This window comes from Methyloligella sp. GL2 (assembly GCF_013341275.1).
In the GTDB taxonomy this organism is placed as follows: Bacteria; Pseudomonadota; Alphaproteobacteria; order Rhizobiales; family Methyloligellaceae; genus Methyloligella.
In genome coordinates this window covers 1,107,481-1,132,614 of sequence record NZ_CP054476.1, presented here as the reverse complement: position 1 = coordinate 1,132,614, position 25,134 = coordinate 1,107,481, and the positions used below count along the sequence as shown (strand labels likewise).

The window sequence follows — 25,134 nt, the reverse complement described above, 5'->3', positions numbered from 1 at the left end:
GGCAACCTCACCTTTCCAGATCGACGCACAAAAAAACGCCTCCGGAAATTTCCGGGGGCGTTTTTTTTCGTCTTGTCAAAGATTCCAACCGGTTAGGACCGCACCTGGCGCTTAGATGTAACGCCGCTTGACGGCCGGCCGGCGCATCAGGCGCCCCTGCGGCTCGGGCCCGAGATAGCCAAGCTCTTCCTCGCCCATCCCCGTCTGATACGGCAGATGCTGATAGACACCCGGGCAAGGGGTCGGCAGCGGCCCCAGCTCCTCGCTCATGCCGCGCACCGTCTCGGTGGCGCCGAGCACCAGGAAGCCGTCATTGCTGAGCTGCTGGGTCAGGCGGCCGAGGACCTCCGCCCGCGTCTCCTGATCGAAATAGATCATCACGTTGCGGCAGAAGATCAGATCGAACATGCCGTGCCGCATGCTGTTATGCAGCAGGTTCTGCTGCCGGAAGCTGACCGCCTGGCGGATTTCCGGACGGATCTCCCAATCATTGCCGTTCCGGCCGAAATATTTCAGCAGCAAGGTGACGGGCAGACCGCGCTGCACCTCGAATTGCCGGTAGACGCCGGAGCGCGCCTTCATCAGCGCTTCTTCGGAGAAATCCGTGGCCAGAATGTCCACCTTCCAGCCGGTAAGCTTGGCGCGCATCTCGGCCAGCGCCATGGCGATGGAATAGGGCTCCTGCCCCGTCGCCGCCGCCGCGCACCAGATGCGCAAATGCCGCGTCGAGGCCCGGCGCTCGATCAGCGCCGGCAAGATCGTGTCGGTGAAGCAGGAGAACACCGTCTTGTCGCGGAAGAAATAGGTTTCCTGAATCGCCATCAGCTCGGCGAGCCGCCAGCGCAGGCTCTCGCCATCTTGGCGCGACAGCGCTTCGCACAGCTCCGCCACCGAAGAGATGCGCTGCTCCTTCAGCAGCTTCTCGACCCGCAGCTCCATCAGCTCCTGCTTGTCGGCGCTCAGCGCGATGCCCGAATATTGCTTCAGGATATGGCGCAGAAACTCGAACTGTTTGGCGTTCATAGGCGCTCTCCTTGCAACAACATCCGCATGGTTTCGGCCAGGCGCAAAGGCGGTCCCTCGGCCGAGGCGAGCCCCGCCTCCAACACCGCGGCCGGCATGCCCCAGACCACGCTGGAGCATTTATCCTGCACCAGCACATTGCCGCCCTTCTCCACGATGGCCTTAGCGCCGGACGTGCCGTCCGAGCCCATGCCGGTCAGCACCACGGCCAGGACGCCTGCGCCGTACACGCCGGCGGCGCTCTCGAACAAAAGATCCACCGACGGCCGGTGGAAATTCAGCGGCGGCGCGTCGTTAATCGAGATCGTCGGCTTGTCGCCCGGCGCGAGCACCATATGCCGCTCGCCCGGCGCCAGATAGATATGCCCCGGCCGGAGCGCCTCGCCATCCTCGCCTTCCTTCGCCGGAAGGCCCGTCACCTCTTGAATGCGCTCGGCCAGCGCGGCGGTGAAAACCGAGGGCATATGCTGGGTGATCAGCACCGGCACCCGGTGCAGCGCATTGCGTAGCGGCGTCAGAAGATTGGTTAGCGCGTTCGGCCCGCCCGTCGAGCTGCCGATCGTCACCAGCCGCGGCACCACCATGGAAAACGGGCGAAGCTGCGCGATCGAGCCGTCCGGCCCGAGACGGCTGGCATCGCCGAAACGCTGCGAGCTGCGCACCGTGCTCTGCGCCACCGCCTTGATCTTGGCCACCAGCTCGTCGCGGAAACGCGGCGAGGACGAGCCGCCATTGGCCGGCTCCGGTTTGGCGAGATAATCCGCTGCGCCGCGCGAAAGCGCTTCGAAGGTCATCTGCGCATTGCGCTGAGTTAGCGCCGAAACCATCAGCACCCGCGCCGAAGGACAGGCATCGAGGATCAGGGGCAATGCCTGAAGCCCGTCCATCACTGGCATCTCGATATCCAGCAGCACCACGTCGGGCCGCGTCTTCGCGGCAAGCGCAGGCGCTTCCTCGCCATTCTTGGCGGCACCGGCGAGCTCCAGCCCGGGCTCCTCCTCGATCCACCGCCGCAGAAGCCAGGCGATCAGATGGGAATCCTCGACCACGAGAACCCGGATCGGACGCGGCGCGTCCTCAGGAGGCGTGGCGGCCCGATCGGCCGATACTCGACGCAACGCACTTGCCACTACAGCAATCCCACTTCGTGAAATTTGGATTCGATGATGTCGCGATCGAACGGTTTCATGATGTATTCGTTGGCACCGGCCGTGATCGCACGGGTGATATGATCGATATCGTTCTCCGTCGTGCAGAAGATCACGATCGGCCGGTCACCGCCTTGCTCCTTGCGCAACGCCACCAGGAAGCTGATTCCGTCCATCACCGGCATGTTCCAATCGAGCAGCACGGCATCGGGCATGGACACGCGGCATTGCTCCAGCGCTTCCTTGCCGTCTTCCGCCTCCGATATACTGAATTTCAGATCCTCCAGGATGCGGCGGGCGACCTTTCGGATGACCGGACTGTCGTCCACGACCAAGCAACTCTTCATAAGCCCCTTATTCTCCTCTGCTGCTTACGCAGCGGTTAACTGCGGGCCCCCCGGCCGCGCTAGGTCCAAAATTCCCTCAAGGTCGAGCACCATCAGCACACCGTCATCCAGCCGGTAGACCCCGGCGCAGATATCCGCCCAGCCCGCACCCAGATTGACCGGGTTGGGCTCGAAGGTTTCCGGCTCCGGCCGCAGCACATTGCCGATCTTGTCGGCGATCAGCCCGTAAAGCTCATTGCCGCGCTCGATCCCGATCGCCACCGACGGGGCATCCGGGTCGCGCGCCGGCAAGCCGAGACAGGCCCGCAGATCGATCGCCGTCACGATGCGGCCGCGCAAATTCAGAAGTCCCGCCACTGGCTTCGGCGCCATCGGCACAGGGCAAATGCCCTTGGGCAGAAAAACGTCGCGGACTTGCGTCAGCTTGAGGCCGAAAAGCTGGCCGTCGAGCTCCGCCGTCACATAGCCTTCGGTCTCGGCTTCCAGCTGCCGCAGCGCTTCTTCGCTCATGCCGCCGCTCCCCATTGCGGCAGCACCGCTTTCAGCGCGGCCATCAGCTTCTGGCGGTCGAACTTGCCGACATATTCGATGAACCCTGCCGCCCGGCTGCGGGCGATCAGCTCCGGCGAGCTATAGGAGGACAGCGCGATCAGCGGCGTCTCGCTCCAGCGCGGATCCTTCTTCGCTTCTTGCGCGAAGGCGAAGCCGTCGAGCCCCGGCATTTCCAGATCGGAGATGATGAGGTCGAACCGCGTCCCCTCCTCCTTCATCTCCAGCGCCTCATGCGCCGACTCCGCCAGAGTCACCGAATAGCCATGCGCGGTGAGCAGCGGCGCCAGCATGTTGCGGAAGAATTGGCTGTCGTCGACGAGAAGCAGCCGCGCGGTTTTCGCCGCCTCGGCCTCCCGCGCCGCGAGGCGCTGGGTCAGCCCCTCGCCGATATAATAGGAGATGTCGATCAGCTCTGTGACCTCGCCGTCCACCAGCAGCGAGCCGATCAGCCCCGGTGTCACCGACCGGATCTCCAGCGACAGCGGCGCCTCGACCACATCGATGATCTCGTCGATAGCGAGCCCGACATGGCGGCCTTCGTCGTCGAACACCAGGATCGGCTGCAACGCATCGCCCGCCTGGCGCGTCACCCCGTCCATGAAGAGCAGCGGCATCAGCCCGTCGCGGTAGCGGATCACATCGCCTTCGTTGCAGACCTCGATCTCTTTGCCGGGAATCTCTTCCAGCCGCGCCACCAGCGCCAGCGGTACCGCCTTGCGCACGCTGCCCCCCGCCTTGAACAGGAGAAGCGGCACCGGTGCCTCTTCCGGCTCGCGCGCCTCTTGCGTCTCCGCCTCGCGCTGGGAAAAATCGGCACGGATCTCGCTGACACCGGCCAGGGCGGCGAGCGCCGCCGGATCGATGATCATGATCACACTGCCGTCGCCCAGAATGGTATTGCCGGAGAACATGGTCAGGTCTTGCAGCACGCTGGCCTTCGGCTTCACCACGATCTCTTCCGGGCGCAGCACCGTCTCCACCAGCAGGCCGTAGCGCCGCACGCCCGCCTCCATCACGATGACGGTCGCCATCTCGCCGAGCAAACGTCCGCGCGGCACCGCCTCGTCCTCGGGCAGATGCAACAGCCCGCCCAGATCGTAGACCGGCAGCAGTCGGCCGCGCAGCCGGAGCTGCGGCGCATCGTTGATCATCTCGATCCGGCAGTCGGTCTCCCTCTTGGCCCGCACCACTTCGGAAACATTGTGCTGTGGAACCGCAAACCTTGTCCCGTCGGTCTCGACGATCAGCGCCGCGGCGATCGCCAAGGTGAGCGGGATACGCAGCCGGAACACCGTCCCCTGCCCCGAGCTCGATTTCAGATCGACCGTGCCGCCGATCACCTCGATATTGGCACGCACCACATCCAGCCCGACGCCGCGCCCGGAAATATCCGTGACCTCGGCCGCCGTCGAAAAGCCCGGCTGGAAGATGAACTGATGGATCTCGCTCTCGCCGAGTTGCCCGATTTCCGTCTCGGATAGCAGCTCCTTCTCGATGCATTTCGCCTTGATCCGGTCGGTATCGAGACCGCGCCCGTCATCGCCGATCTCGATGACGATATGATCGCCCTCGGCATAGGCCTTCAGATCGATATGCCCGGTCTCGGACTTGCCGAGCGCGCGCCGCCGTGCCGGCGTGCCGATGCCGTGATCGGCCGCATTGCGGATCAGATGGGTCATCGGATCGCGGATGAATTCCAGCACCTGCCGGTCGAGCTCGGTCTCCCCGCCGGAGGTGGTAAGCTCGATGGACTTCCCGAGCTCGACCGACAGGTCACGGAGCATCCGCGGCAGCTTCTGCCAGGCCCGGTCGATCGGCAGCATGCGCGCCTTCATGATGCCGCGCTGCAATTCGTTGGTGATGCCGGAAAGCCGGTGCAGCGGCGCCTTCCATTCGGTGTCCTGCTTGCGCCGGTCGATATCCAGAAGCTGATTGCGGGCGAGCACCAGCTCGCTCACCGTGGTCATCAGATGCTCCAGCGTATCGACCTTGACCCGGATCGACTGGGCAGCTTCGCGGCCGGGAGCGTCAGTGCCCTGAGCCTCTTCGGAAGCGATAGGCTCCGAGACCATCTCTTCGGCGACGAGATACTCCAAGCCGGCAGCCTGCAGATCGTCCGGCAACCGTGCCTCAGCCTCCTCCGGTTCGGATACGCGCCGGCCGCGGATCGCCTCATCCCCGGCGCGCACCATCGCCATATCGGCCAGCGTTTCTTGGTCTTCGAGATCGCGGACCGCCTCGCGCGCACCCTGCGGCGCGGCCGCCTCGGCAAGCGCCAGAAGCCGGACGATCAGATCGTCGTCCGAACCCGCCGGCTCTTGCTGATCGCGCTCCAGCCCCTGCAGGATTTCGTTCATCCGGTCGAGGCTGGCGAGGATCGCGCTCACCCCGTCGGCGCTTACCGTCATCCCGTCGCGGTAGCGGCTCATCAGGCTTTCAGCCGCATGGGTCAGCTTGGCCAGCCGGTCGAGACCGAGAAAGCCGCATGTGCCTTTGACGGTGTGAACCAGGCGGAAGATGTTGTTCAGGAGTTCGGGGTCGTTGGGCTCGGACTCAAAGCGCACGAGCTCGACGTCGAGACGCTCGAGACTCTCCTGCGTCTCGGTCAGAAATTCCCCAAGCAGCTCGTCCATCACCCATCGCCTTTTGCCTCGCGCATCTCATTGCAAACTCTTGCGCGGGCCCCGGCGGCGATTGTGGCGAAGAACTGGTTTACGTTTCGTTGAGCAAACGAGACCACTCGCGGCGGCAAGCCGTTGATATCTGGGTTTAGCCCGCTTTCAGGATCACCTGATCCTCGCTCGGCTCAACCGCGATGGTCAGGCCGATGGCATCGGCAATGCGCCGGGCGAAATAGGGCTGGATCGAATGGGCGTCGGGCAGCTCGCCATTCGCCGGCGCGCCGGTCAGCATGGCGACCACCGGTTCGGCCAGACGCGCCGCCTTGCCGGTCGAGCGCACGCCGAAGCGGTTTCCCTGCTCGTCGATCTCCACATCCACCGTGCCGCCGCGCGGCAGTGCGGTAACGCCGAGCGCGATAAGATTGAGCAGCAGCTTGACCTTGTTCTTCGGCATGTTGAGCAGCGGCCCCTTCCAGGTCAGCGAATGCTTCCCTTGCACGAAGTCGTTGGCCACCTTCTCCGCATCGCGCAGATCGATCTCCGCGCCGGCCGATCCCGCCGCCCCGAAGGCGAGCCGCGCGAATTGCAGCTTGGCCGAGGCCTGCTGGGCGCTCTTCATGATGAGGTCCATCGCCTGCTCGCGCATCCCCTCATCGGTCTCGTCGCTCAGCACCTCCAGCCCGTTGGAAATCGCACCCACCGGGCTGATCACATCGTGGCAGATACGGCTCGAGATCAGCGCCGTCAGATCGAGATCCGGTATCGCGCCTGCTTGCTCGCTCATCGCCTTCTCCTCATATCGCCTTCGTTTTGCGGAAAACCGCACACGCGCCGAACTATGTGCTACACGGGCCCCGCCTTGGTCCGAAAGGGCCGTATCCTGGCGCGGTGCGAAACGAATCACCTGTCGTGACGCATCTTGCCCCGCCCTCCCCGAACCCGACAACAGAGGCGATCACATCCAATGCCGGACTTTGATTTCGAAACAGCATGCACGGTTCTGCTCGGCGCCAATCTGGAGGCGGGCGCCTGCATCATGCGTCATTACGCGAGCGACGTGGCAGTTGAGACCAAAGCCGATAACAGCCCCGTGACGCTGGCCGACGGCGACGCCGAACGCGTGCTGCTGCCGGCCCTGGCCAAGCTCGCGCCGGACATCCCGGTGGTTTCCGAAGAATCGGCAAAAGAATTGGATGCCGATCGCGGCGCGCGCTTCTTCCTGGTCGATCCGCTCGACGGCACCAAGGAGTTCATCAAGAAGCGCACCGATTTCACCGTCAATGTGGCGCTGATCGAAAACGGCACGCCGGTCTTCGGCATCGTCTATGCCCCGGCCCTGAAGCTTCTCGCCTTCACCCTGGCGCCAGGCAAGGCGGTCGCGACCACCCTCACCCCCGGCAGCGCCGCGCCCTCGCTTTCCGAGCTGGATTTGAAGCCGCTCGCCGTCCGCCCGGCCCCGGCCGAAGGTCTCACCGCCGTGGTCAGCGCCTCCCATCTCGACGCCGAGACGGAAGCTTTCCTGGAAGAGCATCCCATCGCCGCCCGCGAAAGCGCCGGCTCCTCGCTGAAATTCCTCAAAGTCGCCCAGGGCGAGGCGGATGTTTATCCGCGCTTCGGCCCCACCATGGAGTGGGATACCGCGGCGGGCGATGCCGTCTTGCGGGCCGCGGGCGGTTCGGTCGTCACCCCCGACGGCGCCCCGATGCGCTACGGCAAGTGGGACCGGGGCCTGAAAAACACCAGCTTCATCGCCTGGGGCGCCCAGCGCTAAAGCGGCCCCGGCGCATGGCGCCGCCGGCTGGGTAACCTTTCGCTAACCCAGCCACAGTTTGGTACCAGTTTAGACCAATCATGCCGCCTCCGACGGGCACGAGTTTGAGGGAACAAGCCCTAAAGCGGGAGACCATGCAGATCCGAAGCCCTGCTATCGCGGTCCTGACCTTTCTGCTTGCAGCGGGTTGGGCGGCCGCCCCCCATGCCGAACCGCAGCGCAGCTTGCAGCTGGCGCAGACGGATATCACGCCGCGTGCGCAGCGCATTCCACAGCAGGAGCGCGGCTATAACCAGCCATACGCCAATGGCCAGAACGGCCAATATGGCGGAACGGCGCCCAATGGCGGACAATACGGCACCCCGCAGCAAAACAACGGGCAATACGGCAATCAGCAATACGGCAACGAGAACTATGACGGGCCGGGCGAGCCGTACAAACCCTATTCCGGCCCCGATCCTTACGCCCCGCTGCCCGAGCCGGAAGGCGACGGCTTCTCCGTCGACGAGATCACCGATGCGGGCCACCGCTTCTTCGGCAACGTCTCGCGCGACCTGGCCAAGGTCATCGAATACGCCTTCCAGAAGCGCGGCCGCCCCAATGGCTATATCCTCGGCGAGGAGGTTGGCGGCGCCATCGTGGCGGGCCTGCGCTATGGCGAGGGCACGCTCTATACCCGCGATGCCGGCAATCATAAGGTTTTCTGGCAGGGGCCGTCGGTCGGCTACGATTTCGGCGCCGAAGGCTCCAAGACCATGGTTCTGGTCTACGATCTGCGCGATCCGAACCAGATCTACCAGAACTACTCAGGGGTGGACGGCTCGGCCTATTTCATCGGCGGCGTCGGCATCACCTATCTGGTCAACGACAATATCACCTTGGCGCCGATCCGGTCGGGCGTCGGGCTTCGCCTTGGAGCGAATCTCGGTTATCTGAAATTTACCCGGCAACCGACCTGGAATCCGTTCTAAACTGGGGCTAAGAAGGCGGGGGGCCAAGGCCAGCATTTGAGGGACTTGGCGGATCCTTCGGGATCCCAAACGGAGCGCGGACTCGGATGATCGACGCGGTTTTATACGGTGCGCTGGGATTCGTCATCGCCGGCCTGCTTGCGCTTCTTCTCGTGCCGCCGCTTTGGCAGCGCGCCGTGCGGCTGACCACGCGCCGCATCGAAGCCACCATGCCGATGAGCTTTGCCGAGATCCAGGCGGAGAAGGATCAGCTCAGGGCCGATTTCGCCGTGCAGCTGCGCCGCGTCGAGGTGGCGCTGGACAAAGCCAAGAGCAAGGCCGTGCACGAGCTGGTGCAAACCAGCCAGGCCAAGGTCCGCATCGACGAGCTGGACGCAGCGCTCGAGACCCTGAACGCAGAGCTGGAAGAGACCCAGGCCGCCAAATCAGCGCTTGAGCAGATTCTCAATCGCCGCCTGCCTGCCATGGAGCGCCAATCGGCCGAGGATCAGGCCCGCGTGGCGGAAACCGAGAAGGTGGATGCCGAGCTGCGCTACCGTCTGGAAACGGTCACCGCCAAGCTCGATGCCGCCCGCAAGACGACCCGCGCCCAGCGCGAGGAGATCGAGCATCTGCGCCACGCGCTCGAAGCCGACACCATTCCGGTCAAGCGCGTGATGGGCCGCTCCGATTCGGCGCTCGCCAAGGAGAACCGGCAGCTGACCGCCCGCCTTTCCTCTCTGCAAGAGGAGATGGCGCTCGTCCGCCAGCGCGATACCGAGGACTATCTGCTGCGCGAGGAGATGCGCAAGCTTTCCAAGCAGATTCTGGAGGCCGCGCTGCCGCCCGGATCGCCCGTGCCGGAGCTTGAGGCCGAAGAACCGCCGGCGGGCGCGGACTCCTACCAGCTCGCTGAAGGCGACTATCCCGAGGCCGAAGAAGAAAGTCCCGAGGCTGTCGAAGCGAGCTCCGAGGACGAAGAGCAAACTGCCGCCCAGCCGGCCAAGAAAACCAAGCGGAAATCCTCTGCCAGCGGCAGCAAGACACCGCGTAGCACGCGGCTTGCCGAACGCTTTGCCGCACGCCGCAAGACCGGCACCACAGGCAAGGCTCAGCCCGCAGCCGAGCCGGTCGAGAACGATCCCCGCTAGCAAAGCCCCCGCGCCGCCGTTCATTTCGCATTCAGGCAGGCGGCGCTATTTCGACACGATCGATAGGCATTGAATTGCCTTTCGCCGCGCTAGCCGAGGCGTGTTGAAACGTGGGGAATAGATGACAGTTTCGAGAGTTTGCTTCCGTGTCGCGCTGATTGCGCTTCTGTCCTTCGGATTGGTGGCCGAGCCGGCCTTCGCACAAAATCCGTCCGGGCAAAACGCCGCCGACCAGAACAAGAAAAAGAAGAAGGCGCAGAAGGGAAAGCCCAGCGACGATAAGAGCAAGGTCAAATCCGCCTCTAAAGGCAAACCCGCGTCGAAGAGCAAGCCCGCCGCGAAGCCGCAAGCGAAGGCGCACCCTAAACCGGCGCCCAAGCCGCAAGCCAAAAAACCCCAAGCCAAAAAGCCGGCGCCCAAACCGCAGCAGAAGACGGCCGACTCCACCCCTCCGGCGCCGAAGAAGCCGGAGCCTAAAAAGCCTGAGCCCAAGAAACCTGAGCCCAAGCCGCAGCCCAAGCAGCCGGACGCGAAGCCGGCGCCGAAGAAGCCTGAGCCGAAACCGGAAGCGAAGAAGGCCGATCCGAAGCCGGCGCCGAAACCAGAGCCGAAGCAGCCGGAACCGAAATCTGAGTCCAAGCCTCAACCTAAAAAGCCCGAGCCGAAGCCCCAGCCGAAGTCCGGGCAGAAGACCCCGCCGGCCAATAAGAGCAGCGGTCCTGGCGGTCCCCGTGGCGACTATCGAGCCGACGAGCGCAAGCCCCATCCCGGCGGCGATCATGGCGGCGGCGGCCCGCGTGGCGACTACCGAAGCGGCGACCACAAGGGCAAATCAGGCGGCGGCCAGAAGAAGCCGGACGCTCAGAAGAAATCCGGTCCCGACAAGGGCAAGAACGGCAACGGCGATAAGAACGGCAATGCCAATAAGCGCGGTGACAACAACAAGAACCGCAACAACAAGGGCGGTCAGAAAAGCGGCTCAGACAGAAATCGCGGCCATTACGACCGCAACCACCATGACCGGGACCGCTACGGCCATTATCACCGAGGCCGCCACCACCATTACGAGCCGCGCTACGGCCATCGCCGCCGCGGCGGCGACGAGGAAAAGTTTTCCACCAAGAACTTCCTGCTCGGCGCCGTTGCCGGCGTGATGGTCGGCGCGGTTCTGACCAAGGCGGTGAGCTTCGATAACGGCACGCGGCAATTCCGCCGCGAGGACGACCGCGTCGTCGTCCGCCATATGGATCGCGACCGCTTCGTCGGTTATGGCGACCCCAATATCCAATATCTGCCCGACGGCCGCACCCGGGAGGTCTATCCCACCCCGGACGGCACCGAGATCGTCACCGTGCGCGATCCCAGCGGCCGCATGCTTACCCGCGCCCGCCGCTATCCGGACGGCTATGAGGAGGTGCTGATCGACGATCTGCGTTTCGGCTCCGTCACCGGTCCGGTCGATCTCGGCCCCCTGCCGCCCAGCATTCCGCGCGACCAATATGTGCTGAATGGCGGCTACGACAATCGCGAGCGGATCGAGACCGCCTTGATGGCCCCACCGGTGGAGCCGCTGCCGCGGACCTATAGCCTTGAGGAGGTGCGCCAATATCCGCGCATCCGCGAGCGCATGCCCCGGATCGATCTCACCGACATCACCTTCGCTACCGATTCGGCGGTGATCGATGAGAGCCAGATCGGCGCCATGGAGTATCTCGCCAATATCCTCAACGATATTTTGGACGAGAACCCGGACGAGGTGTTCCTGATCGAAGGCCACACCGATGCCGTGGGCGATCCCTATTACAATCTCGCTTTGTCGGACCGGCGCGCCGAATCCGCCGCCATCGTGCTCTCAGACTATTACGGCATCCCGCCGGAGAACATGGTCACCCAGGGCTATGGCGAGGATTATCTGAAGGTGCCCACCCAAGCGCCTGAGCGGGCCAACCGCCGAGTCACCATCCGGCGCATCACGCCGCTGATCCGCTCCGCCGAAGCCCCGCCCTCGGAACCGGACCAGCCCGCCTATCCGTAAGGATACGGAAAGTGCCGGCATCGCCTGCGAAGGACGATGCCGGCGCTCCGCCGCCCTTGGGGGCCGAGGCGTCTAGCGGCTCACCGCGTGGTAGATCCAAAGCACGATCACCGCGCCGGCGATCGCAACGATGAAGCTGTAGAGGTTCAGCCCGGTCACCCCGGCGGCACCGAAGAAATTGAACACCACGCCGCCCACGACGGCGCCGACGATACCGAGCACGATATCCATCAACATACCCTGGCCGGACTTGTTGACGATCTTGCTGGCAATGAAGCCGGCGATCAGACCTAAGATAACCCAAGCAATAATCGACATTGGATTCCCCTCCTCCATATTGATCGGTCACAATCAGCGATCATATTCCCCTTTCCAGCTCAATCCTATGAAATCGGCAACCAAGGGTTGAGACCGCCGGCGCTCCTAAGCTTGCCTGCCCCATGCATGTTGCGCCGTCCTCCTCAACCGGGGCGAGACTATGGGAAAGGAAACCTCCAATGGGACTTTTCGACGATGCCGTACCCGGCGGAAACATCACCAAGCCGCTGATGATCGCCGTGGGCGCGCTGCTGATCGGTAAGATGCTGACCGGCGGCGAAAACGATTTCGGTGCGCCGAAGGACGACGGCGCCGCACCGGAGACCGCCCCGCCGCAGGTGGACACCACGGCCGCCGCCGAAGGCGGTCTGTTCGGCGGGCTCGGCGGCCTGCTCGAGACCTTGAGCAAGGGCGGCCTGCAATCCACCGTCGATTCCTGGGTGCAGACCGGCGAGAACGAGCCGGTCGCCCCCGGCAGCCTGAAGGATGCGCTGGGCTCGACCACCATCAGCGATCTGGCCCGCCAGGCCGGGATCGACGAGCAGGATCTTCTCAATCAGCTCGCCACCGTGCTCCCCGGCCTGATCGACAAGATGACCCCCGGCGGCAAGGTGCCCAATCAGACCGAGCTCGACTCCTTCTTCAAATCTTAGCCGGACCGGCACACATCGCTTCGGGCCCCGCTGTTCCGGCGGGGCCTTTCTTATTGCGGGCCTCGGGTTAGACTGAAGCGAATCGGCGAAGGCTCTTCGCCGCAGCTCCGGGGGCTCCGATGCTCATCGACGGCGTGATGCTGCTTTGGTTCATCCTGGCCGCCCTGTCCGTGGCCTTCGTCGCCATCGACATCCGGGGAACGCCTGAGCACCCGGTGATGAAATGGGCCTTCGTGCTGTTCACCGCCTATTCCGGCCCGTTCGGCGCCTTCCTCTATGTGCTCGGCTGCCGCGAGCCGCTGCCCGGCACCCATGAACAATATGTCGCCGCGCGCTGGCGCCAGACCCTGGGCTCGACCATGCATTGCGTCGCCGGAGACGGTATCGGCATCCTGGTCGGTGCGGTGATCGGCGCACTCGTGTCCCTGCCCTTGGCGGCGGATTTCGCGCTCGAATACGTGCTCGGCTTCGCCTTCGGCTGGTCGATCTTCCAGGCCCTGTTCATGGGCGAGATGTTCGGCTCCTATGCCCGGGCGCTGAAGGGCACCTTCACCTCCGAGCTGCTTTCCATGAACTGCTTGATGGGCGGCATGCTGCCGGTCTCGGCCCTGGCCTTCGCCGGCAACGAGGCGGCCCATAACCCGGCCGAGCCGCTATTCTGGTTCCGCATGTCGCTGGCGCTGATGGTCGGCGCGCTGTTCGCCTATCCGATGAATTGGTGGCTGGTCGCCCATCACCTGAAGCACGGCATGATGACCGTGCGGCCCAAACGCGAAATGGGCGAGATGGCGAAGCCGGACATGCAGGCAAAAATGAAGATGGCCGAGAAAGGCTCGGCGCTTCACGCCCCCTCCCCGCCGGTCTGGGTGATGGCTTGCGTCTCTTTCGCCGTGCTCGCCGCAGGCGCGGCCGTCGCGCTGATCTTCGGCTAGGTTTCGGTGGGGAGCGCTTTCAGCGTCTCTGCCAGCGCTTCGAAGAAGAAATCGGCGTCCTGCTCGGAGAGGCAAAGCGGCGGCCGCAGCTTCAGCGTGTTGGCGTGCTTCCCGGCCGCACCGGCCAGCACGCGGCGCTGTTTCAGCCCTTCGATGATGCGCTTGGCCTTCGCCGCATCTGGCGCACCATCCGTCTCGATATCGACGCCGATGAACAGCCCAGCCCCGCGCACCGCACCGATCGTATCTATCGTCTCGGCGAGCCCATCCAGCTTCTCTTTCAGGTGCCCACCGACGAGCCGCGCATTCTCCTGCAAACCCTCCTCGGCGATCACCTCCAACACGGCGAGCCCGGCGCAAGCTGCCACCGGATTGCCGCCAAAGGTGTTGAAGTAGCCGACATCATTGCAGAATCCGGCCAGCAGATCGGGGCGCGCCACCATCCCCGCCATGGGAAACCCGTTCCCCATCGGCTTGCCCATAGTGACGATATCCGGCGTCACGCCGTGGCGGCCAAACCCCCAAAACGCCTCGCCCGTCCTGGCAAAGCCCGGCTGCACCTCATCGGCGATATACAGCCCACCCGCCGCATGAGTCGCCGCGACCGCCTTTTGCAGAAAGCCCGGATCGCCGGGAAAGATGCCGTCGCTGGAGAAGATGGAATCGCAGATGAAGCCGGCAAATCCATGCCCGCGCCGCTTCAGCTCCGCCGCCGCTTCGCTCAGGGCAGAGGCGAAAGCTTCGCCCAGATCCTCTCCTTCGAAGTTCGCAAGGTCGGGCGCTGGAATCGCGACCACATGGTCGGGCAGCGCGCCTTGCAGAAAGGCCGCCGGCGAGACCTCCGTCACCAGCGCGGTATTGCCATGATAGGCCTGATCGGTGACCACGAAGCCGCGCGCGTCCGTCGCCTTCATGGCAACGCGCATGGCAAGATCGTTGGCCTCGCTGCCGCTGCAGGCCAGCACCACATTGGAGAGCGCATCCGGCAGCGTCGCCTTCAGCGCCTCGATATAAGCCTCGAGCTTCGCATTCAGATAACGGGTGTGAATATTGAGTGTGGCGATCTGCGCCGACACCGCCTCGACCACCCGCGGATGGCAATGCCCGACCGAGGGCACGTTGTTATAGAAGTCGAGATAGCGCGTGCCGCCCGCATCCTCCATCCAGACGCCGCGCGCCGACACCATCTCGATCGGCTCCTGATAGAACAGCACCGAGGCCGCGCCTGAATTGGCCAGATGCCGCTGCAGAAGCGGATCGATCTTTTCGCCCGCGCTCTCGCGATAGGCGTTGAGCTCGAGGATTCCGACATTGCCGGATTTCGCCATGGGGGAAACTCGTCGTCTGGGGTGAAGGGCTCCGTATCAGCGCCGAGCTTAGCGCAAGCCCCTACCCCGTGTCAGACCCCACTGTCAGACGATGAAATCGCTGATCGCAATCGCTAAACTGCCAGCTCTCGAATCCACAATTCGTTAGGCGGCTGCCCATATTTTGTGCATACGGCGCAGGCGTACTTTGAGGCCCCGCCGCATAAGCCTTTGAAAAACAAGATATCAGCGGACTGGCACCGCTCTTGCTACATAGAGGCCAGCAGCTAGGGTTCCGGATGCCGCAAGCATCGTCTGGTCCGAGAGCTGCAGCCCGGCGGCGCAGGCCGGGTACACGGCGGGACAAAAGCCCGGGAGGCCCCACGATGCGAAAGCATCAAAGGACTTCCCATTCCGCCCGGGGCCTCCGAACGAAAAGAGAAGCAGTCGGAGGTAGACATGCATTTCGGGAAAATCGCTAAGCTTTTTGGCGGCGCCGTACTCGGCGCGGCCCTGCTGCTCGGCACGCTCGCGCCCAATACCGCGCAGGCCGAGGAGAAGAAGGACTTCAAACTGGCCTGGTCGATCTATGCAGGCTGGATGCCCTGGGGCTATGCCACAGAAAACGGCATCGTCAAGAAATGGGCCGACAAATACGGCATCACCATCGAGGTGACGCAGTTCAACGACTACATCGAATCCATCAACCAGTTCACGGCCGGCGCTTATGACGCCGTGCTGCTCACCAATATGGATCTGCTCGCCATTCCGGCGGTCGGCGGTGTCGACACCTCCGTGCTGATCATGGGCGACTACTCCAACGGCAACGACACCATCATCCTCAAGGGCAAGGACAAGCTGGAGGATATCAAGGGCCAGAACGTCAATCTGGTGGAGCTTTCCGTCTCCCATTACCTGCTGGCCCGGGCGCTCGAGACCATCGACCTGTCCGAGAAGGACGTCACCGTCGTCAACACGTCTGACGCCGATATGATCTCGGCCTGGAAGACCCCCGATATCACCGCGTTGGCCACCTGGAATCCCATGTCCAGCGAGATCCTGAAGGATAAGGACGCCCATAACGTCTTCGACTCTTCGCAGATCCCCGGCGAGATCATGGATATGTGCGCGGTCAACACCGAGACGCTGAAGGACAATCCGGATTTCGGCAAGGCCCTGGTCGGCGCCTGGTACGAGACCATGAAGCTCATGAGCTCCGATACGCCGGAAGGCAAAGCCGCCCGCGAATCCATGGCCAAAGCCTCCGGCACCGATCTTCCCGGATACGAAGCACAGCTTGCCACCACCAAGATGTTCTACGATCCGGCTGATGCGGTGGAGTTCACCGAGAGCGACAACGCCCACGAGATCATGGATAACGTGCGCGGCTTCCTGTTCGACCACGGCCTTCTCGGCGAAGGCGCGCCCAGCGCCGATGTGGTCGGCATCGAATTCCCCGACGGCTCGGTGCTCGGCGACGAGGGGAACGTGAAGTTCCGCTTCAACACCGACTACATGAAGATGGCCGCCGACGGTAAGCTGTAAGGCATCCGCTAGACGGTTCCATTCAATGCGTCGTCTCATAAATCAGAAGGTCGAGCGGGGTCCGGCATTGTTCCTGGCCCTGCTCCCCTTCGCCTTGGTCATCGCCGTCTATGCGTTCGGTTCCGCCGAGCGCCTAGCGGTCAATCCCAACGACAAGCTGCTGCCTGGCTGGACCTCCTTCGTCGATGCCATCGACCGCATGGCATTTCAGCCCGACAAGCGCACCGGCAACTATCTGCTCTGGACCGACACCTATGCCAGCCTGGTGCGGCTGTTCGCAGGCGTCGCCAGTGCCACGCTGTTCAGTCTGATTTTCGGCATCTGCATCGGCATCTTGCCGATCATGCGGGCGACCTTCGCCCCCTTCATCGCAGTCATCGCGATGATCCCGCCATTGGCGGTGCTCCCCATTCTCTTCATCGTCTTCGGCCTCGGCGAAACCGCCAAGATCGTGCTCATCGCCATCGGCGTCGCCCCGTTCATCACCCGGGATATCGCGCTCCGGGTCGAGGAGATTCCACGCGAGCAGATCGTCAAGGCCGAGACCCTCGGCGCCAATAGCTGGCAGATCATCACCCGCGTGGTGCTGCCGCAAATCTGGCCGCGCCTGATCGACTCCGTGCGTCTCAGCTTGGGCGCCGCCTGGCTGTTCCTGATCTCGGCGGAGGCCATCGCCTCCCAGAGCGGCCTCGGCTACCGCATCTTCCTGCTGCGCCGCTTCCTCGCCATGGATGTGATCCTGCCCTATGTCGCCTGGATCACGCTGCTGGCGGTGATCATCGATGCCGCGCTGAGGCTGTTTCAGAAGCGCGCCTTCCCCTGGTTCGCAGGCGGGAGGAGCTAAGCCATGACCACAATCTCCATCCGCGACGTCTGGAAGGAATATGACGACCAAGTGGTGCTGGAGCGCGTCTCCTTGGAGATCGAGCCCCACGCCTTCGTGCTCATCGTCGGCGCCTCCGGCTGCGGCAAGTCCACGCTTTTGCGCATGCTGCTCGGCCAGGAGCAACCGAGCCGCGGCGAGATCCTGATCGACGGCACGCCGCTGCCGCCCGAGCCGGGGCCCGACCGCGGCGTGGTGTTCCAGCGCTACTCGGTGTTCCCGCATCTCACCGTGCGCGAGAACGTCACCTTAGGGCTCGAATTCGGCCAAGCCCCCATCGCCGGCAGGCTGTTCGGCGGCGCGAGGAAACGCGCCATCGCGGAGGCGGAGCATTATATCGAGCTGGTCGGGCTGGAGCAGGCCATGGACAAATATCCGTCCGCCCTGTCCGGCGGCATGCAGCAGCGTCTGGCCATCGCCCAAGCGCTGATCACCAAGCCCAAAGTGCTGCTGCTCGACGAGCCTTTCGGCGCCCTCGACCCCGGCATCCGCGCCGATATGCACGAGTTAGTGATCAAGCTCTGGCAGGACAGCAAGATGACCGTGTTCATGGTCAGCCACGACCTGTCGGAGGCCTTCTATCTCGGCACGCGGCTGATCACCCTCGACCGCCGCCGCAACCGCCCTGAGGAGCGCGAGCGCTACGGCGCCAGCATCACCCACGACATTCCCATCACCCGCCGGCGGGAAAACCGCCATCGGGGCATCAAGCTTGCCGAAGGAGACGTGCTGTGACGGCGAGCCTCTTTCTCTTGTCGCCCTATCGGGCTATAACACTCTTCTTGGCTCGGCCGGGACGACCCGGTCCGCATAAGCGCCAGGGCCCCGTCGGGACGACCCGCAATTCAAACAGCGGAGGATCCCGGCGATGACCGACCAAGCCGATACCCCGACCGACAACGCATCGACCTACGACGCCTTGCGCGCCGCGGGCCGCTCTGCGCCGGCTCGCAAGCGCACGGTGAGCGATGCCGATCTGGCAACGCCGCGGGAGCTGCCAGAGGCGGATGTGCTTTACAGCGAAACCCTGCAGCCGGGCGGGCAGACCGCCTTCGTCGTCCGCAAGGGCCAGGTGCTGCGCCTTGCCGACCCCAAAGGCGGCGGCAGCCTCGCCATGGTGGCGGTGAATGCCGATCTGCCCGAGGAACGGCTCAACACCGCCGACACCGCCAAGGTTCAGTGGAACGCCTTTCTCGGCAAATCCATGCTGATCCTGTCCGATATGGGCCGGGCGCTGTTCTCCATCGTCGAGGATACCTCCGGCCATCATGACCTGATCCTCGGCGGCTCGTCGGCAAAGCCGACCCAGGCCAAGTTCGGCGGGGAGCCGTTCCTGCACAACAGCCGCGATAATTTCGAGCTGGCCCTGGCCAAGTTCGGCCTCACCCGCAAATCCATCGTCCCCTCCATCGCCTTCTTCACCGGCGTGGACGTGGCCGAGGACGGCTCCTTAAGCTTTGCCGGTGGCACCGGCGAGCCCGCCTTCATCGATTTGCGCGCCGAGATGGACGTGCTGGTGGCGCTCTCCAATTGCCCCCACCCGCTCGATCCGGGCGCGGAGTTCGCGCCGCCGGAAGCGCAGGCAACCATTTGGCAGCCGGAATCGGAGCTGCCCCTCGCCAACGCAACCGTGGAGGCCAGCCGCGCCTTCGCCAACACCAACGCGCTTCTGGCGCAGCTCGGCAAGTGAGGGAGGCCAACATGACGGACACACAGACTCGCGATCCGGCAACCGCCAATTACGACCTCACCCATCCCAAGCGGATGCCCTGGTCCCGCCTCGTCAAGAAGGGCGAGGTGCTGCGCGTCGTCGATCTGGAAGGCTGCCAGGCGGTCGATACGCTCGTCTATGACGCCTACGACCACGAAGATCGTTACGACTATCAGCAGACGCTGCTGGCCCAGAAGAACATCTTCATCACCACCGGCACGGTGCTCTATTCCACCGGCGGCGAGCCGCTGATGACGGTGATCGACGATACCGTCGGCAATCACGACACGCTGGGCGGTGCCTGCAGCGCAGAGAGCAATCAGGTGCGCTTCGGCCTCGACAAGAAACACATGCATAACTGCCGCGACAACTTCCTGCATGCGGCGGCCGAGAACGGCATGGGCAAGGCCGACATCACCTGCAATATCAACCTGTTCATGAACGTCCCCGTCGAGCCCAACGGCCATCTCGCCATCGTCGACGGCGTCTCCTGTCCGGGGAGCTATATCGATCTTCGCGCCGAGCGAGACGTTCTGGTGCTGATTTCCAACTGCCCCCAGGTGAACAACCCTTGCAACGGCTATAACCCGACCCCGATCCGCCTGATCGTCTGGGACGAGTAAGCGGACGCTATAGCCGTGTTCAACAAGGTTCTCATCGCCAATCGGGGCGAGATTGCTTGCCGTATCATCCGCACGCTGGACAGGATGGGCGTGGCGTCGGTCGCCGTTTATTCGGAGGCCGACGCCCACGCTTTGCACACCCGGCTTGCCGGCGAAGCGATGCCGATCGGCCCTGCGCCGGCCAGCCAAAGCTATCTCGACACCGATAAGATCCTAGAGGTGGCCGCGCAGACGGGCGCGCAAGCCGTGCATCCCGGCTATGGCTTCCTCAGCGAGAATGCCGGCTTCGCCGAGAGGTTGGCGGAAGCCGGTATCGCCTTCATCGGCCCGACGCCGGATCAGCTCCGCGCCTTCGGGCTGAAGCACGAGGCGCGCGCGCTGGCCGAAGCTGCCGGCGTGCCGCTTGTGCCGGGCAGCCCCCTGCTCGCCTCCTTCGCGGAGGCAAAGCGAGCGGCGGAACAGATCGGCTATCCGGTCATGCTGAAAAGCACCGCCGGCGGCGGCGGCATCGGCCTGATGCTCTGCCGCGACGAGACCGAGCTCGCCAAGAATCTGGAAGCCGTCGAGCGTCTCGGCAAAAGCAATTTCGGCGAGGGCGGCGCGTTTCTGGAAAAATACATCGCCCATGCGCGCCATATCGAGGTGCAGATCTTCGGCGACGGCAAAGGCGGCGTGATCACTCTCGGCGAGCGCGACTGCTCGGTGCAGCGGCGCAATCAGAAGGTAATCGAAGAGACCCCGGCCCCGGACCTACCCGAGACCGTGCGCAACGCGCTGCATGAGGCAGCCCGTAAGCTCGGGGAGAGCGTCTCTTATGCCTCCGCCGGCACGGTGGAGTTCATCTACGATGCCGATGCGAAGGCCTTCTACTTCCTGGAGGTGAACACCCGGCTCCAGGTGGAGCACGGCGTCACCGAGGAAGTCACCGGGCTCGACCTGGTCGATCTGATGGTGCGTCAGGCCGCCGGCGAGCTACCGCCGCTTTCCGATTATGCGGTGGTGCCGAGCGGCGCCTCCATGGAGGCGCGCATCTACGCCGAGGATCCGGGCAAGGACTTCCAGCCCAGCGCCGGGCTGATCACCGAAGCGGTGTTTCCGGAAACCGCCCGCATCGACGGCTGGATCGAGGCAGGCACCGAAGTGCCTTCGCTTTACGATCCCATGCTGGCCAAGGTCATCGTCTTCGGCAAAACCCGCGAGGAGGCGCGCACCAAGCTCGCCGCGGCTTTGGCCGAGACCCAGATCGGCGGCATCGAAACCAATCTCGATTACCTCAAGGCCATCGCCGCCTCGGACGGCTTCGCAGCCGGCGGCGTGACCACCGGCTTCCTCGCCACCTTCGAGACCGCCATGCCGCGCATCGACGTGGCCAGCCCCGGCGGCGAAACCACGGTGCAGGATTACCCCGGACGCCTGAACTATTGGGGCGTCGGCGTGCCACCCAGCGGCCCGATGGACACCCTCTCCCACCGGCTTCTGAACCGCGCCGTGGGAAATAGCGAGCGCGCCGCCTGTCTTGAGATGGCGCTCTCCGGTCCGAGCTTGCGCTTCGGCTCCGCTGCGGTGTTCGCCTTTGGCGGCGCGCCGATCGAAGCCACGCTGAACGGCGAACCAGTCGCGCCCTGGCAGCCGCATCACGCCAAGGAGGGCGACGTGCTCGCCCTCGGCAAGATCGGCGATCGCGGCCGCCGCGCCTATCTCGCCATTCGCGGCGGCATCGACGTGCCGGATTATCTGAACAGCAAGGCCACCTTCCGCCTCGGCAAGTTCGGTGGCCATGCCGGCCGTCCGCTGAAAGCCGGCGACGTGCTGCATATCGGCCAAGACAGCGAAACGCCGCCGCAGAGCGTGCCGGAAGCTTTGCGGCCCGCAATTCCCAACCAATGGGAAATCGGTGTGCTCTACGGCCCCCACGGCGCGCCGGATTATTTCACCCCCGGCGATATCGAGACCCTGTTCGCCACCGATTACGAGGTGCATTTCAACTCCGACCGCACCGGCGTCCGCCTGATTGGCCCGAAGCCGGAATGGGCCCGCGACGATGGCGGCGAGGCGGGGCTGCACCCCTCCAACATCCACGACAACGCCTATGCGGTCGGCGCCATCGACTTCACCGGCGACATGCCGATCCTGCTCGGGCCCGACGGGCCGAGCCTCGGCGGCTTCGTCTGCCCGGCGGTCACCTCCCTCGCCGAGATCTGGAAGCTCGGCCAGCTCCGTGCCGGCGATAAGCTGCGCTTCCGCCCGATGAGCGAACAGCAAGCGGCCGAAGCGCTGGAAGTGCAGGATGCCGCGATTGCACAGCTCGCCCCGCCCGCGATCGCCACGCCGAACCTCAATCAGACCGAGCTTGGCGAAGCGGTGCTGCACCGGATCGACGATGCCGAGATTCCGGTCGTCTACCGCCGCACCGGGGACGACAATATCCTCGTCGAATACGGCTCGCCGGTGCTCGACATCGCCTTACGCCTTCGTGCCCAGATGCTGATGGAGGCCATCGAGCGCGAAGGGCTGAAAGGCGTCATCGACCTCACCCCCGGCGTCCGCTCGCTGCAGGTGCATTTCGATCCAAGGGCGCTCGGCATTCGCGATATGCTCGCCGCGCTCATCGCGCTCGAGGCCGGCCTGCCGCCCACCGGCGAGATCACCCTGCCGACGCGCATCGTGCATATGCCGCTCTCCTGGGATGACGAGGCGATCCACCTCATCATCCAGCGCTATCAGGAGCTGGTACGGCCCGATGCGCCCTGGTGCCCGTCCAATATCGAGTTCATCCGCCGTATCAACGGGCTCGAATCCATCGAGGAGGTGAAGCGCATCGTCTTCGAGGCCTCCTATCTCGTGCTCGGCCTCGGCGATGTCTATCTCGGCGCGCCGCTGGCCACACCGCTCGATCCGCGCCACCGGCTGGTCACCACCAAATACAATCCGGCCCGCACCTGGACCCTCGACAACGTGGTCGGCATCGGCGGCGCCTATATGTGCATCTACGGCATGGAAGGCCCGGGCGGGTATCAGCTCTTCGGCCGCACCGTTCCCGTCTGGCGCACCTATCGCCAGACCGGCGCCTTCGAACCCGGCACGCCCTGGCTGCTCCGCTTCTTCGACCAGGTGCGCTTCTTCCCCGTCTCCCATGACGAGCTGATGGAGCGCCGCGAGGCAATGAGCCGGGGCGAAGCAGAGCTGGAGATCGAGGAGACCGAGTTCTCCTTCCCCGCCTATAACCGCTTCCTCGCCGAGAACGCAGAGAGCATCGAGGCCTTCCGCACCACCCAGCGCCAAGCCTTCACTGAGGAGCGCGAACGCTGGAAGGAAGCCGGCATCGCCACCTATGCCGCCGAGCCGGACGTGGCCCCGGAACCGGAGGAAGAAGCGCCCCTCCTCGACGGCGCCAGCGCCGTGTTCAGCCCGATGCCGGGCAATGTCTGGGAAATTCCCGTCGAGGAAGGCACACGCATCGAGAAAGGCGAGGCTCTGGTGATCCTGGAATCCATGAAGATGGAGGTCGCCGTGGAGGCGGAAATCTCCGGCGAGGTGATCGAGATCCGCTGCGCCAAGGGCCGCACTGTAGGCCAGGGCGACGTGCTGATCGTGCTGAAGGAGGATACCTGATGGCACCGCGCTCCCTCATGGCGCTGGCCGCCGCCCATCGCGACGGTTCCATCGATCCGGAACAGACCCTCGCCGAGCTTTACGAAGCCATCGCCGCTCGCGGCGATGACGGGGTCTGGATTTCGGTTCTGCCGAAGGACGAGGCACTCGCCGAGGTCCGCCGCCAGATGGCACGGGCGAACGCGGGCGAAGACCTGCCGCTGCTCGGCGTCCCCTTCGCGGTGAAGGACAATATCGACGTGGCGGGGCTTGCCACCACCGCCGGCTGCCCGGCCTATGCCTATGAGCCGGAGGCGGACGCCTTCGCCGTCGCCAAGCTGCGCGAGGCCGGCGCGCTTCCCATCGGCAAGACCAATCTCGATCAATTCGCCACCGGGCTTTCGGGAACCCGCACGCCCCACACCATTCCCCATTCGGTGTTCAGTGCCGAACACGTCTCCGGCGGCTCCAGCTCCGGCTCCGCGGTGGCCGTCGGCGCCGGGCTTGTGCCGTTCTCCCTCGGCACCGATACCGCAGGCTCCGGCCGGGTGCCGGCGGGGCTCAACAACATCGTCGGGGTGAAGCCCTCCCGCGGCCTCCTCTCGGGGCGCGGCGCGGTGCCGGCCTGCCAGAGCCTCGACTGCATCAGCATCTTCGCCAAGACCGCGAGCGAGGCGGATTTCGTCCGCCGCATCGCCCAAGGCCTGGACCAGGCCGATCCGTTCAGCCGGGCGCCGGCCGAAACGGGCCTGGAGCTGGAGCGTCCGGTGATCGGCGTGCCGAGCCCGGAGAGCCGCATCTTCTGCGGCGACAGCGAGGCGCAAGCGCTTTACCAGGCGGCGCTGGAGAAGGCCGCCGAACTCGGCTGGCAGCTCGTCGAGATCGACTACACGCCCTTAAGCGAGATCGCTCAGCTGCTCTATGGCGGCCCCTTCGTCGCCGAGCGCTATGCGGCGGTCGGCGCTTTCGTCGACGCCCATCCGGACGCAGTCAATCCCGTAGTCGGCAAGATCGTGAGCGACGCGAAGGCCTGGAGCGCCGCCGATCTGTTCGACGGTCTGAAGACCTTGGCCGCCGCCCAGCGCGAGATGCTGGAGCGCTGGCAGAAGATCGATGCGCTGCTGCTCCCCACAGCCCCGACCGCCCCGACCATTGCCACCATGCTGGACGATCCGGTGCGCCTCAACTCCGAGCTCGGCACCTACACCAATTTCGTCAATCTTCTGGATTGCGCGGCCATCGCCGTGCCAGCCGGCTTCCGCCCCTCCGGCATGCCCTTCGGCGTCACCCTTGTCGGGCCGGCCTTCTCGGATGCCGACCTCGCGCATCTCGGCGATAGGCTGCACCGGGCCATCTCGCCCGAGACCGGCGGCGCGCGCCTTCCCCTCACCGAAGACACCGCGCTCACGCCGGCCGTGCCGCAAGGCTGGATCGAGATCGCCGTGGTCGGCGCCCATCTCAAAGGCCAGCCGCTCAACCATCAGCTCACCGATTGGAAGGGCCGCTTCCTGCGCACCACCCGCACCGATCCCCATTACCGGCTCTATGCGCTGGCCGACACCACGCCGCCCAAGCCGGGCCTGGCCTATGACGCAAGCTTCGAAGGCGCCGGCATTGAGCTGGAGATCTGGGCGCTGCCGGCGGAAGGTTTCGGAAGCTTCACCGCCTCCATCCCCGCCCCGCTCGGCATCGGCAAGGTTTCGCTGCAAGACGGCGGCACGGTGAGCGGCTTCCTCTGCGAACCCCGCGGCCTGGACGGCGCCACCGAGATCACCGAATTCGGCGGCTGGCGCGCCTATCTCGCCTCGCGCCAAGCGTAAGCGAAGCGGCCGAAACCGCATTGTCCGTTCGTGAAAGTGTCACGGCCCTGCGTGACGTCACACAGCAAGATGCGACACGCCGCCGGCTTTGCCCCCACGCTCGCGCCTATCGATAGGCGGGCGCAAAAAACCTCCCCTTAACAAGACGTTAAG

The 25,134-nt window shown here is 64.7% G+C and carries 21 protein-coding genes and 1 riboswitch; of the genes, 13 read left to right on the top strand and 8 right to left on the bottom strand.

Annotated features, from left to right (window positions below):
- Positions 1-111 precede the first annotated feature (111 nt).
- The 6 genes from HT051_RS05320 to chpT form a co-directional block, all read right to left on the bottom strand.
- Positions 112-1,023: a protein-glutamate O-methyltransferase CheR gene (locus HT051_RS05320; RefSeq protein ID WP_174541074.1), complete on the bottom strand. Its 912-nt coding sequence runs from the start codon at positions 1,021-1,023 to the stop codon at positions 112-114.
- Positions 1,020-2,141, bottom strand: a complete 1,122-nt coding sequence (locus HT051_RS05315) for a chemotaxis response regulator protein-glutamate methylesterase (RefSeq protein WP_174541073.1) — start codon at positions 2,139-2,141, stop codon at positions 1,020-1,022. Before HT051_RS05315 ends, HT051_RS05320 begins: the two co-directional genes overlap by 4 nt.
- An 11-nt stretch (positions 2,142-2,152) precedes the next feature.
- Positions 2,153-2,518 carry a response regulator gene (locus HT051_RS05310; protein ID WP_174541072.1) on the bottom strand — a complete coding sequence of 122 codons (366 nt, stop codon included), beginning with the start codon at positions 2,516-2,518 and terminating at the stop codon, positions 2,153-2,155.
- Positions 2,519-2,542: 24 nt separating this feature from the next.
- The gene (locus tag HT051_RS05305) at positions 2,543-3,028 is read right to left on the bottom strand and encodes a chemotaxis protein CheW (RefSeq protein WP_174541071.1); all 486 of its coding nucleotides are present in this window, start codon (positions 3,026-3,028) and stop codon (positions 2,543-2,545) included.
- Positions 3,025-5,703 carry a chemotaxis protein CheW gene (locus HT051_RS05300; RefSeq protein ID WP_174541070.1) on the bottom strand — a complete coding sequence of 893 codons (2,679 nt, stop codon included), beginning with the start codon at positions 5,701-5,703 and terminating at the stop codon, positions 3,025-3,027. The genes HT051_RS05305 and HT051_RS05300 overlap by 4 nt, the downstream gene beginning before the upstream one ends.
- Before the next feature lie 136 nt (positions 5,704-5,839).
- Positions 5,840-6,475 (bottom strand): histidine phosphotransferase ChpT, encoded by a 636-nt coding sequence (gene chpT / locus HT051_RS05295; protein WP_174541069.1) that lies wholly within the window; start codon positions 6,473-6,475, stop codon positions 5,840-5,842.
- 180 nt (positions 6,476-6,655) lie between these two features.
- Between chpT and cysQ the strand changes: the two genes are divergently transcribed.
- The 4 genes from cysQ (at position 6,656) to HT051_RS05275 (ending at position 11,598) form a co-directional block, all read left to right on the top strand.
- Positions 6,656-7,462 carry a 3'(2'),5'-bisphosphate nucleotidase CysQ gene (gene cysQ, locus HT051_RS05290; RefSeq protein ID WP_174541068.1) on the top strand — a complete coding sequence of 269 codons (807 nt, stop codon included), beginning with the start codon at positions 6,656-6,658 and terminating at the stop codon, positions 7,460-7,462.
- A 134-nt stretch (positions 7,463-7,596) separates the two neighbouring features.
- Positions 7,597-8,433: a DUF1134 domain-containing protein gene (locus HT051_RS05285; protein WP_174541067.1), complete on the top strand. Its 837-nt coding sequence runs from the start codon at positions 7,597-7,599 to the stop codon at positions 8,431-8,433.
- Positions 8,434-8,519: 86 nt separating this feature from the next.
- A complete protein-coding gene (locus tag HT051_RS05280; RefSeq protein ID WP_174541066.1) occupies positions 8,520-9,563 on the top strand; it encodes a hypothetical protein in 1,044 nt (347 codons plus the stop codon).
- Between the two features lie 121 nt (positions 9,564-9,684).
- A complete protein-coding gene (locus tag HT051_RS05275; protein WP_174541065.1) occupies positions 9,685-11,598 on the top strand; it encodes an OmpA family protein in 1,914 nt (637 codons plus the stop codon).
- A gap of 72 nt (positions 11,599-11,670) precedes the next feature.
- Here the strand turns inward: HT051_RS05275 and HT051_RS05270 are convergent, their stop codons facing one another.
- Positions 11,671-11,916: a GlsB/YeaQ/YmgE family stress response membrane protein gene (locus tag HT051_RS05270; protein ID WP_174541064.1), complete on the bottom strand. Its 246-nt coding sequence runs from the start codon at positions 11,914-11,916 to the stop codon at positions 11,671-11,673.
- A gap of 179 nt (positions 11,917-12,095) precedes the next feature.
- Here HT051_RS05270 and HT051_RS05265 point away from each other — a divergent pair, with 179 nt between their 5' ends.
- Positions 12,096-12,569, top strand: coding sequence for a YidB family protein (locus tag HT051_RS05265; protein WP_174541063.1), 474 nt, complete (start codon positions 12,096-12,098; stop codon positions 12,567-12,569).
- 119 nt (positions 12,570-12,688) lie between these two features.
- Positions 12,689-13,501, top strand: coding sequence for a DUF4396 domain-containing protein (locus tag HT051_RS05260; RefSeq protein WP_174541062.1), 813 nt, complete (start codon positions 12,689-12,691; stop codon positions 13,499-13,501).
- Here HT051_RS05260 and HT051_RS05255 read toward each other — a convergent pair.
- Positions 13,498-14,829: an aspartate aminotransferase family protein gene (locus HT051_RS05255; protein ID WP_174541061.1), complete on the bottom strand. Its 1,332-nt coding sequence runs from the start codon at positions 14,827-14,829 to the stop codon at positions 13,498-13,500. The two genes, HT051_RS05260 and HT051_RS05255, sit on opposite strands and share 4 nt — an antisense overlap.
- A 255-nt stretch (positions 14,830-15,084) precedes the next feature.
- A riboswitch (guanidine-I (ykkC/yxkD leader) is annotated at positions 15,085-15,188 on the top strand.
- 79 nt (positions 15,189-15,267) lie between these two features.
- Between HT051_RS05255 and HT051_RS05250 the strand changes: the two genes are divergently transcribed.
- The 7 genes from HT051_RS05250 (at position 15,268) to atzF (ending at position 24,981) form a co-directional block, all read left to right on the top strand.
- Positions 15,268-16,353, top strand: a complete 1,086-nt coding sequence (locus tag HT051_RS05250; protein ID WP_174541060.1) for a putative urea ABC transporter substrate-binding protein — start codon at positions 15,268-15,270, stop codon at positions 16,351-16,353.
- A gap of 25 nt (positions 16,354-16,378) precedes the next feature.
- The gene (locus HT051_RS05245) at positions 16,379-17,197 is read left to right on the top strand and encodes an ABC transporter permease (RefSeq protein WP_174541059.1); all 819 of its coding nucleotides are present in this window, start codon (positions 16,379-16,381) and stop codon (positions 17,195-17,197) included.
- Between the two features lie 3 nt (positions 17,198-17,200).
- Positions 17,201-17,971, top strand: a complete 771-nt coding sequence (locus HT051_RS05240) for an ABC transporter ATP-binding protein (protein WP_174541058.1) — start codon at positions 17,201-17,203, stop codon at positions 17,969-17,971.
- 133 nt (positions 17,972-18,104) lie between these two features.
- A complete protein-coding gene (locus tag HT051_RS05235; RefSeq protein ID WP_174541057.1) occupies positions 18,105-18,926 on the top strand; it encodes an urea amidolyase associated protein UAAP1 in 822 nt (273 codons plus the stop codon).
- 11 nt (positions 18,927-18,937) lie between these two features.
- A complete protein-coding gene (locus HT051_RS05230) occupies positions 18,938-19,570 on the top strand; it encodes an urea amidolyase associated protein UAAP2 (protein ID WP_174541056.1) in 633 nt (210 codons plus the stop codon).
- Between the two features lie 15 nt (positions 19,571-19,585).
- Entirely contained in the window at positions 19,586-23,182 is a 3,597-nt protein-coding gene (gene uca / locus HT051_RS05225) for an urea carboxylase (protein ID WP_174541055.1), read from the top strand.
- Complete coding sequence (gene atzF, locus HT051_RS05220) at positions 23,182-24,981, top strand: allophanate hydrolase (RefSeq protein WP_174541054.1); 1,800 nt, start codon at positions 23,182-23,184, stop codon at positions 24,979-24,981. The genes uca and atzF overlap by 1 nt, the downstream gene beginning before the upstream one ends.
- Positions 24,982-25,134: the final 153 nt, after the last annotated feature.

Coding starts and splice junctions, on each gene's coding strand:
- HT051_RS05320 (WP_174541074.1), bottom strand. CDS start 1,023: ATGAACGCCAAACAGTTCGAGTTTCTGCGCCATATCCTGAAGCAATAT.
- HT051_RS05310 (WP_174541072.1), bottom strand. CDS start 2,518: ATGAAGAGTTGCTTGGTCGTGGACGACAGTCCGGTCATCCGAAAGGTC.
- HT051_RS05305 (WP_174541071.1), bottom strand. CDS start 3,028: ATGAGCGAAGAAGCGCTGCGGCAGCTGGAAGCCGAGACCGAAGGCTAT.
- HT051_RS05300 (WP_174541070.1), bottom strand. CDS start 5,703: ATGGACGAGCTGCTTGGGGAATTTCTGACCGAGACGCAGGAGAGTCTC.
- chpT (WP_174541069.1), bottom strand. CDS start 6,475: ATGAGCGAGCAAGCAGGCGCGATACCGGATCTCGATCTGACGGCGCTG.
- cysQ (WP_174541068.1), top strand. CDS start 6,656: ATGCCGGACTTTGATTTCGAAACAGCATGCACGGTTCTGCTCGGCGCC.
- HT051_RS05285 (WP_174541067.1), top strand. CDS start 7,597: ATGCAGATCCGAAGCCCTGCTATCGCGGTCCTGACCTTTCTGCTTGCA.
- HT051_RS05280 (WP_174541066.1), top strand. CDS start 8,520: ATGATCGACGCGGTTTTATACGGTGCGCTGGGATTCGTCATCGCCGGC.
- HT051_RS05275 (WP_174541065.1), top strand. CDS start 9,685: ATGACAGTTTCGAGAGTTTGCTTCCGTGTCGCGCTGATTGCGCTTCTG.
- HT051_RS05270 (WP_174541064.1), bottom strand. CDS start 11,916: ATGTCGATTATTGCTTGGGTTATCTTAGGTCTGATCGCCGGCTTCATT.
- HT051_RS05265 (WP_174541063.1), top strand. CDS start 12,096: ATGGGACTTTTCGACGATGCCGTACCCGGCGGAAACATCACCAAGCCG.
- HT051_RS05260 (WP_174541062.1), top strand. CDS start 12,689: ATGCTCATCGACGGCGTGATGCTGCTTTGGTTCATCCTGGCCGCCCTG.
- HT051_RS05255 (WP_174541061.1), bottom strand. CDS start 14,829: ATGGCGAAATCCGGCAATGTCGGAATCCTCGAGCTCAACGCCTATCGC.
- HT051_RS05250 (WP_174541060.1), top strand. CDS start 15,268: ATGCATTTCGGGAAAATCGCTAAGCTTTTTGGCGGCGCCGTACTCGGC.
- HT051_RS05245 (WP_174541059.1), top strand. CDS start 16,379: ATGCGTCGTCTCATAAATCAGAAGGTCGAGCGGGGTCCGGCATTGTTC.
- HT051_RS05240 (WP_174541058.1), top strand. CDS start 17,201: ATGACCACAATCTCCATCCGCGACGTCTGGAAGGAATATGACGACCAA.
- HT051_RS05235 (WP_174541057.1), top strand. CDS start 18,105: ATGACCGACCAAGCCGATACCCCGACCGACAACGCATCGACCTACGAC.
- HT051_RS05230 (WP_174541056.1), top strand. CDS start 18,938: ATGACGGACACACAGACTCGCGATCCGGCAACCGCCAATTACGACCTC.
- atzF (WP_174541054.1), top strand. CDS start 23,182: ATGGCACCGCGCTCCCTCATGGCGCTGGCCGCCGCCCATCGCGACGGT.